Below are 8,748 nucleotides of genomic sequence, written 5' to 3'. Positions count from 1 at the left end.
CAGCGATGACCGACCAGCGAACGACCGACCAGCAGAAGACCGACCAGCAGAAGAAGCTGACGGACTACCTGCGCCGCGTCACCGCGGAGCTGGCGGAGACCGACGCCCGGCTGCGCGCCCACCAGGCCCGCGACGCCGAACCGATCGCCGTCGTCGCCGCCGCCTGCCGCTTCCCCGGCGGGATCGGCTCGCCCGAGCAGCTGTGGCAGTTGGTCGCCGACGGCGTCGACGCCGTCGAGCCGTTCCCCGAGGACCGGGGCTGGCCCGCCGACCTGCACCACCCCGACCCCGACCACCCCGGCACCTCCTACGCCCGGCACGGCGGCTTCCTGGCCGGGGCGGGCGAGTTCGACCCCGCCCTGTTCGGCATCTCCCCGCGCGAGGCGCTGGCCATGGACCCGCAGCAGCGCCAGCTGCTGGAGGTCACCTGGGAGCTGTTCGAGCGCGCCGGGCTCGACCCCGCCGCCCAGCGCGGCGCCGACACCGGTGTCCTGGTCGGCGCGGCGTACTCCGGCTACGGCTCGGCCGCGCACGAGGTGCCCGAGGGCGTCGAGGGGCACCTGCTCACCGGCAACGCGGGCAGCGTCATCTCCGGGCGCATCGCCTACGCCTTCGGCCTGGAGGGCCCCGCGCTCACCGTCGACACGGCCTGCTCGTCCTCGCTGGTGGCCCTGCACCTGGGGGTCAACGCGCTGCGCCGCGGCGACTGCTCGCTGGTCATCGCGGGCGGCGCGACCGTCATGCCCACCCCCGAGGTGTTCACCGCGTTCTCCCGCCAGCGCGGCCTGGCCCCGGACGGGCGCTGCAAGTCCTTCGCCGACGCCGCCGACGGCACCGGCATGGGCGAGGGGGTCGGCCTGGTCCTGCTCGAACGGCTCTCCGCCGCCCGCCGCAACGGCCACCGAGTGCTCGCCCTGGTGCGCGGCACCGCGGTCAACTCCGACGGCGCGTCCAACGGCCTGACCGCCCCCAACGGCCCGTCGCAGCGGCGGGTCATCCAGAAGGCCCTGGCCGCCGCCCGGCTCACCCCCGCCGAGGTCGACCTGGTCGAGGCGCACGGCACCGGCACCGTCCTCGGGGACCCGATCGAGGCCCAGGCGCTGCTGGCCACCTACGGCGCCGACCGCGCCGAACCGCTCTACCTGGGCTCGGTGAAGTCCAACCTGGGCCACACCCAGGCCGCCGCGGGCGTCGCCGGGGTGATCAAGCTCCTCGGCGCGCTCCAGCACGGCGTGCTGCCCAAGTCCCTGCACCTGGACCAGCCCTCCACGCACGTCGACTGGTCCGCGGGCTCGATCGAACTGCTCAGCGAGGCCCGCCCGTGGCCCGCCGTCGACCGGCCGCGGCGCGCGGCGGTGTCGTCGTTCGGCATCAGCGGCACCAACGCGCACGCGATCCTGGAGCAGGCCCCGGCCGTCGACGAGCCCGAGCGCGCCGCGGCCACCGGCGTGTTCGCCTGGCCGGTGTCCGGGCGCACGCCCGAAGCGCTGCGGGAGCAGGCTTCCCGGCTCGCGGCCCACCTGCGGGCCACCCCCGCCGACCCGCGCGACGTGGCCCGCACGCTCGTCGAGGGGCGCGCCGACCTGCCCGCGCGCGGGGTCGCCGTCGGCCGCACCGCCGAGCAGCTGATCGCGGGCCTGGACTCGCTGGCCATCCGGGGCACCGCCGCGCGCGGGCGGACCGCGTTCGTGTTCACCGGCCAGGGTTCGCAGCGCGCGGGCATGGGTGCCGGGCTCGCCGCCGAGTTCCCCGCGTTCGCCGAGGCGTGGGACGAGGTCCTGGGCCTGTTCCCCGCCGCGGTGCGGGAGGCGGTCGCGGACGGGTCGCGCATCGACGAGACCCAGTTCGCCCAGCCCGCGATCTTCGCGTTCGAGGTCGCGCTGGTGCGGCTGTTCGAGTCGTGGGGCGTGCGGCCGGACGTGGTCATCGGGCACTCGGTGGGCGAGATCGCCGCGGCGTGGGCCGCGGGCGTGTTCTCCCTGGCCGACGCCGCGCGGCTGGTCGTCGCGCGCGGCGCGCTCATGGGCTCGATCAGCGCGCGGGGTGCGATGGCCGCCCTCGACGTGCCGGAGTCGGGGTTCACCGCGCCCGCAGGTGTCGAGGTCGCCGCGGTGAACACCGCCGGGTCCGTCGTGGTGTCCGGTGACGCCGACGCCGTGGCGGCCGTGGTGGCCGAGCACAAGGCGCGCGGGGTCAAGGCGTCCCTGCTCAAGGTCAGCCACGCCTTCCACTCCGCGCACGTCGACGGGGTGCTGGCCGAGCTGCGGGCCGTGGTGGAGGGCATCGACCGCTCGCCCGCCCAGGTCGAGTTCATCGGCGTCGCAGGCGAGCAGGACCCCGCCGACGCCGGGTACTGGGTCGACAACGCCCGCCGCGCGGTCCGCTTCGCCGACGGCGCCGCCCGCCTCGACGCCGCGCACGTCCTGGAGGTCGGCCCCGACGCCGCCCTCACCCCGGCCGTCGCGGGCTGCGTCCCCGCCCAGGTCCGCGACCGCGACGAGGCCGAGACCGCCGTGCGCGCCCTCGCCGCCCTGCACGCGGGCGGGCGCGGCGTCGACTGGTCCGCCTTCACCGCCGGTGGCCGCGTGGTCGACCTGCCCACCTACGCCTTCCAGCACGAGCGCTTCTGGCTCGACCCGGCCCACCGCTCCGCCGACGACACCCCGGGCTGGCTCTACCGCACCACCTGGCAGCGCATCACCCCCGACCCCGCCGACCTGCCCGCGGACTGGGCCCCGCACAGCCCGGCCACCCCGGCCGAGGCGCTGGCCCTGCTGCAGGGCGCGACCGCGCCGCTGTGGTTCGTCCTGCCCGACGACGGCGAGCACACCGAGGCCATCGCCGCCCTCGGCCGCACCGCCGCGCTGGAGGTGCCCGAGCGCTGGGGCGGCCTGGTCCGGGTCACCGGCCCGGCCGACCTGGGGCCGGTGGTGGCCAGCGGCGAGCCCGAGACCGCGGTGCGCGACGGCGCGGTGTTCGCCCGCAGGCTCGTGCGCGTCTCCGGCCGCGAGCGCTGGCGCCCGCGCGGGACGGTGCTGATCACCGGCACCGGTGGCCTCGCCCGCGAGACCGCCCGCTGGTGCGCCGAGCAGGGCGCGGAGCGGGTCGTGCTGGTCAGCAGGCGCGGGCTCGACGCCGAGACCGCCGCCGCCCTGGGCGCCGAGGCGCGCGCCGCCGACGCCACCGACCGGGACGCCGTGGCCGCGCTCGTCAACGAGGTCCGCCCGACCGCGGTGGTGCACACCGCGGGCGTGCTCGACGACGGGGTGCTGGACCGGCTGACCCCGGACCGGCTCGCCACCGTCGCCGCGCCCAAGCTCGCCGCCGTGCGCGTGCTGGCCGAGGCCGTCGAGCGGGTCGGCGGGGTGGAGGCGTTCGTCGTCTTCTCCTCCGCCGCGGCGACCTTCGGCTCCGCCGGGCAGGGCAACTACGCCGCCGCCAACGCCGAGCTGGACGAGTTCGCCCGCCGCGCCCGCGCCGCCGGGACCCCGGTCACCTCGCTGGCCTGGGGCCCGTGGGCCGGGTCGGGCATGGCCGCCGACACCGCCGGGGCCGCCGACCGCACCGCCCGCGGCGGGTTCGCCGCGATGGACCCGGACCGCGCGCTCACCGCGCTGGCCGCCGCCGTGGGCACCGGGCTGCCCGCCGTCACCGTCGCGGACATCGACTGGGGCGTGCTCGGCGCCCGCCGGGCCCCGCTGTTCGCCGCGCTGCCCGAGGCCCGCCGCGCCGCCGCCCCCGCCCGCGAGACCTGGACCGACGAGGCGTCGGCGCTGCGCGTGGTCCGCGAGACCGCCGCCGCCGTCCTCGGCCACAGCGGGGTCGCCGCCGTGCCCGCCGACAGCGCCTTCCGCGACCTGGGCTTCGACTCGCTCACCGCCGTGGAGTTCCGCAACCTGCTCGCGGAGGTGGCGGGCAGTCCGCTGCCCGCCACGCTCGTGTTCGACCACCCGACCCCCGCCGACCTCGCCCGCCACCTCGCGGGCACCACCGCCGCCGCGGGCAGCACCGCCACCGCCGCCGGCGCCGACGAGCCGATCGCCGTCGTCGGCATGGCCTGCCGCTTCCCCGGCGGGGTCGGCAGCCCCGAGCAGCTGTGGCAGCTGCTCGTCGACGGCGGCGACGCGGTCGGCCCGTTCCCCCGCGACCGCGGCTGGGACCTCGACTCGCTGTTCCACGACGACCCCGACCACCCCGGCACGACCTACGTGCGCGAGGGCGGCTTCCTGGCCGACGCCACCGGGTTCGACGCCGACCTGTTCGGCGTGTCCCCGCGCGAGGCGCTGGCGATGGACCCGCAGCAGCGGTTGCTGCTGGAGACCTCGTGGGAGGCGCTGGAGCGCGCCGGGCTCGACCCGCGCGGGGTGCGCGGCAGCGCCACCGGGGTGTTCGTGGGCACCAACGGGCAGGACTACCTGTCGCTGATCACCAACTCCGGCGAGCCGGTCGACGGGCACATCGCCACCGGCAACGCGGCCAGCGTCGTCTCCGGTCGGGTGTCCTACGCCTTCGGCCTGCACGGCCCCTCGGTCACCGTCGACACCGCCTGCTCGGCCTCGCTGGTCGCCCTGCACCTGGCCGCCCAGGCGCTGCGCTCCGGCGAGTGCGACACCGCGCTGGCGGGCGGGGTCACCGTCATGTCGACCCCCGGCGCCTACGTGGAGTTCGCGCGCCAGCGCGGCCTGGCCGCCGACGGCCGGTGCAAGCCCTTCGCCGCCGCCGCGGACGGCACGGGCTGGGGCGAGGGCGTCGGCGTGCTGGTCGTGCGCAGGCTCTCCGACGCCCTGCGGCGCGGGGACGAGGTGCTGGCCGTGCTGCGCGGGTCGGCGGTGAACTCCGACGGCGCCTCCAACGGCCTGACCGCCCCGAACGGGCCCGCCCAGCAGCGGGTCATCCGGGCCGCGCTCGCCGCCGCGGGCCTCGACGGGTCCGATGTGGACCTGGTCGAGGCGCACGGCACCGGTACCGCGCTCGGGGACCCGATCGAGGCCCAGGCGCTGCTCGCGACCTACGGCGCAGACCGCGCCGAGCCGCTGTACCTGGGCTCGGTGAAGTCCAACCTGGGGCACACGCAGGCCGCCGCGGGCGTGGCCGGGGTGATCAAGGCGGTGCTGGCGATGCGGCACGGGGTGATGCCCGCCAGCCTGCACGTCGACGCCCCCACCCCGCACGTCGACTGGACCAGCGGGGCCGTGGAGGTGCTGGCCGAGGCCCGCCCGTGGCCCGAGCGGGACCGGCCGCGCCGGGCCGCGGTGTCCTCCTTCGGCGTCAGCGGCACCAACGCCCACGTCGTGCTGGAGCAGGGCCCCGCGCCCGAGCCCGTCGCCTCGGCGCAGCCGCCCGCGGTGCTGCTGCCGCTGTCCGCGGGGACGGCGGCGGGGGTGGCCGAGCAGGCCGCGCGGCTGCGCTCCGCCCTCGCGGGGGGCTTCTCGCCGGTCGACGTCGCCGCGACCCTGGCCGGGCGCGCCGCGCTCGCGCACCGGGCCGCCGTCGTCGGCCGCAGCGCCGAGGACCTGCTGGAGGGCTTGGCCGCGGTCAGCCGCGACGAGCCCGCCGCCGGGGTCGCGCGCGGCGAGGCGACCGAGGTCGACGGCGTCGTGTTCGTCTTCCCGGGGCAGGGTTCGCAGTGGGTGGGCATGGCCCGAGAGCTGGCTGCGGAGTCGCCGGTGTTCGCCGAGCGGCTTGCCGAGTGCGCCGCCGCGTTGTCGGAGTTCGTGGACTGGTCGTTGGACGAGGCGTTGGGCGATGCCGCGCTGTTGGAGCGCGTGGACGTCGTGCAGCCCGTCCTGTGGTCGGTGATGGTGTCGCTGGCCGAGGTGTGGCGGTCCTGGGGCATCCGGCCCGACGCGGTGGTCGGCCACTCGCAGGGGGAGATCGCGGCTGCTGTTGTGGCGGGCGCGCTGTCGCTCCAGGACGGTGCCCGGGTCGTCGCGCTGCGCTCGCAGGTGCTGCGGCGGCTGGCCGGGCGCGGCGGCATGGTGTCGGTCGCGCTGGGTGAGGCCGAGGTCCGCGAGCGGATCGCGCCGTTCGGGGAGCGGGTCTCGGTCGCCGCGGTCAACGGCGCGTCGGCGGTCGTCGTCTCCGGCGAGCCCGCCGCGCTCGACGAGCTGGTGGCCGCGTGCGAGGCCGACGACGTGCGCGCCAAGCGGGTGCCGGTCGACTACGCCTCGCACTCCGCCCAGGTCGACGAGCTGCGCGCGGAACTGCTCGACGTGCTCGCCCCGGTCCGCCCCCGCGCGGGCGCGGTCCCGGTGCGCTCCACCCTGACCGGCCGCTTCGAGGACGGCACGGCCCTCGACGCCGACTACTGGTTCGCCAACCTGCGCTCGACGGTCCAGTTCGCCGACGCCGTCACCGAGCTGGCGGGGCACGCGTTCATCGAGTGCTCCCCGCACCCGGTGCTCACCATGGCCCTGCCGGACGGGGTCGTCGCGGTGGGCTCGCTGCGCCGCGGCACCGGCGGCCTCGACCGGATGCTGCTGTCGCTCGGTGAGGGCGTCGTGCGCGGCCTGGCGCCGGACTTCGCCGCGGTGGCCCCCGGCAGGCGGGTCGACCTGCCCACCTACGCCTTCCAGCACGAGCGCTTCTGGCCGACCCCGGCCACCACCCCGGCCGCGGCGGGCTCGGCCGCCGACGCCGAGTTCTGGGCCGCGGTCGCGGGGCAGGACCCGGACGCGCTCGCCGCCACGCTGCGGGTCGACGCCGACGCCCGCCTCACCGACCTGCTGCCCGCGCTCGCCGCCTGGCGCGAGCGCGGCACCGTCCGCGACACCCTGGACTCCTGGCGCTACCGCGTCACCTGGGAGCAGCTGCCCGAGCCCACCGCCGCGCTCGGCGGCCGCTGGCTGCTCGTGGTCCCCGAGGGCGGCGCCGCCGACCCGTGGGTGGACCCGCTGACCCGCGCGCTGACCGCCCGGGGCGCGCAGGTCTCCCGGGTCGACCTCGCGGCGGGCCCGGCCGAGGTCGACCCGGCCGAGGTGGCGGGGGACTGGGACGGGGTGCTGTCGCTGCTGGCGCTCGACACCCGCCCGCTGCCCGACCACCCGGAGGTCAGCGCGGCCCTGGCCGGGACCACCGCCCTGCTGCGCGCCGGGATCGCCGCCCCGCTGTGGTGCCTGACCAGGGGCGCGGTCGCCACCCGCCCCGGCGAGGCCCCCGACGACCTCGCCGCCGCCCAGGTCTGGGGCCTGGGTCGGGTCGCCGCCCTGGAGCACCCCCGCCGCTGGGGCGGTCTGGTCGACGCCCCCGCCACGCCCACCGACCGGGCCGCCGAGCGCCTGGCGGGCGTCCTCGCGGGCACGGAGGACCAGGTGGCCGTCCGACCCTCGGGCGTCCACGCGCGCAGGCTCGTCCGCGCGCCGCTGGGCGGCGCGCCCGCCCCGGCTCAGTGGAAGCCGGAGGGCCGGGTGCTCGTCACCGGCGGCACCGGTGCGATCGGCGGCCACGTCGCCCGCTGGCTCGCCGCCCGCGGCGCGGACAGCCTGCTGCTGCTCAGCCGCCAGGGACCCGACGCCCCCGGCGCGGACGCCCTCGCCGCCGAGCTGCGGGCGACCGGTGCCGAGGTCGCGGTGGTGGCCTGCGACGCCGCCGACCGCGGCGCGCTCGCCGCCGTGCTCGCCGAGCACCCGGTCAGCGCCGTCTTCCACACCGCGGGCGTGCTCGACGACGGTGTCCTGGACGCGCTGACCCCCGCCAGCGCCGCCACCGTCCTGCGCCCCAAGACCACCGCGACGCAGAACCTGCACGACCTGGTGGGCGAGGTGTCCGCGTTCGTGCTGTTCTCCTCGCTGGCCTCGACCACCGGCGGCGCGGGTCAGGGCAACTACGCCGCGGCCAACGCCCACCTCGACGCCGTCGCCGAGCGCCGCCGCGCCACCGGGCTCCCCGCCACCTCGGTGGCCTGGGGCGCCTGGGGCGGCGGCGGGCTGGCCGAGCAGGGGACCCGGGCCGCCCGGATGCGCCAGGGCGGCCTCGCGCCGATGCCGCCCGAGCTGGCCGTCGCCGCGCTGGAGCAGGCCATCGACCACGGCGACACCGTCGTCACCGTGGCCGACGTCGACTGGGCGCGGTTCAGCGCCGGGTTCGCCGCCACCCGCCCCAGCCCGCTGATCGGCGCCATCCCCGAGGCCGCGGCCCCCGACCCGGCCGAGCGCCCGCAGGCCGCGACCGGGCTGCGCGCCCGCCTCGCCGGGCTCGACCAGCGGGCCGCCGCCGACGTGGTGCTCACCGAGGTGCGCGAGCAGATCGCCGCCGTGCTCGGCCGCTCCGGCGGCGGGGACGTCCCGGCGACCAAGCCGCTCAAGGAGCTCGGGTTCGACTCGCTGACCGCAGTGGACCTGCGCAACCGGCTCGCCGCCGCGTGCGGGCTGGACCTGCCCGCCACGCTGGTGTTCGACCACCCCACCGCCGAGGCCGTGGCCGCCCTGCTCACCGGGCGGCTGGTCGCCGGGGCCGATCCGGCCACCGACGCCCTGCGCGACCTGGCCGGGCTGGAGGCCGCGCTGGCCGCCGACGCCCTCGACGCCACCACCCGCACCCGGGTCCTGACCCGGCTGCGCGCCCTGCTCGACGACCCGGCCGAGGCCGGTCCCGGCGGTGACCCCGCCACCTTCGACGACGCGACCGACGACGAGATGTTCGACCTCCTCGGCACCAAGTTCGGCATCTCCTGAACCGGCCCAGGGCGACCGAAAGGACCACGCAGATGTCCCACCCCGGGCAGCAGCAGAGCACCGAGGCCAAGCTCCG

The 8,748-nt window shown here is 78.0% G+C and carries 1 protein-coding gene; it reads left to right on the top strand.

Annotated elements, in window-relative coordinates; translation table 11 throughout:
- Nucleotides 1–5 precede the first annotated feature (5 nt).
- Nucleotides 6–8,672 carry a type I polyketide synthase gene (locus BJP25_RS11435; protein ID WP_075974853.1) on the top strand — a complete coding sequence of 2,889 codons (8,667 nt, stop codon included), beginning with the start codon at nucleotides 6–8 and terminating at the stop codon, nucleotides 8,670–8,672.
- Nucleotides 8,673–8,748 lie beyond the last annotated feature (76 nt).

Origin of the sequence: Actinokineospora bangkokensis (genome assembly GCF_001940455.1) — a bacterium.
Lineage (GTDB): Bacteria > Actinomycetota > Actinomycetes > Mycobacteriales > Pseudonocardiaceae > Actinokineospora > Actinokineospora bangkokensis.
Note: the sequence above shows the minus strand (reverse complement) of the source record. Positions and strands in the feature narration are given on the sequence as shown.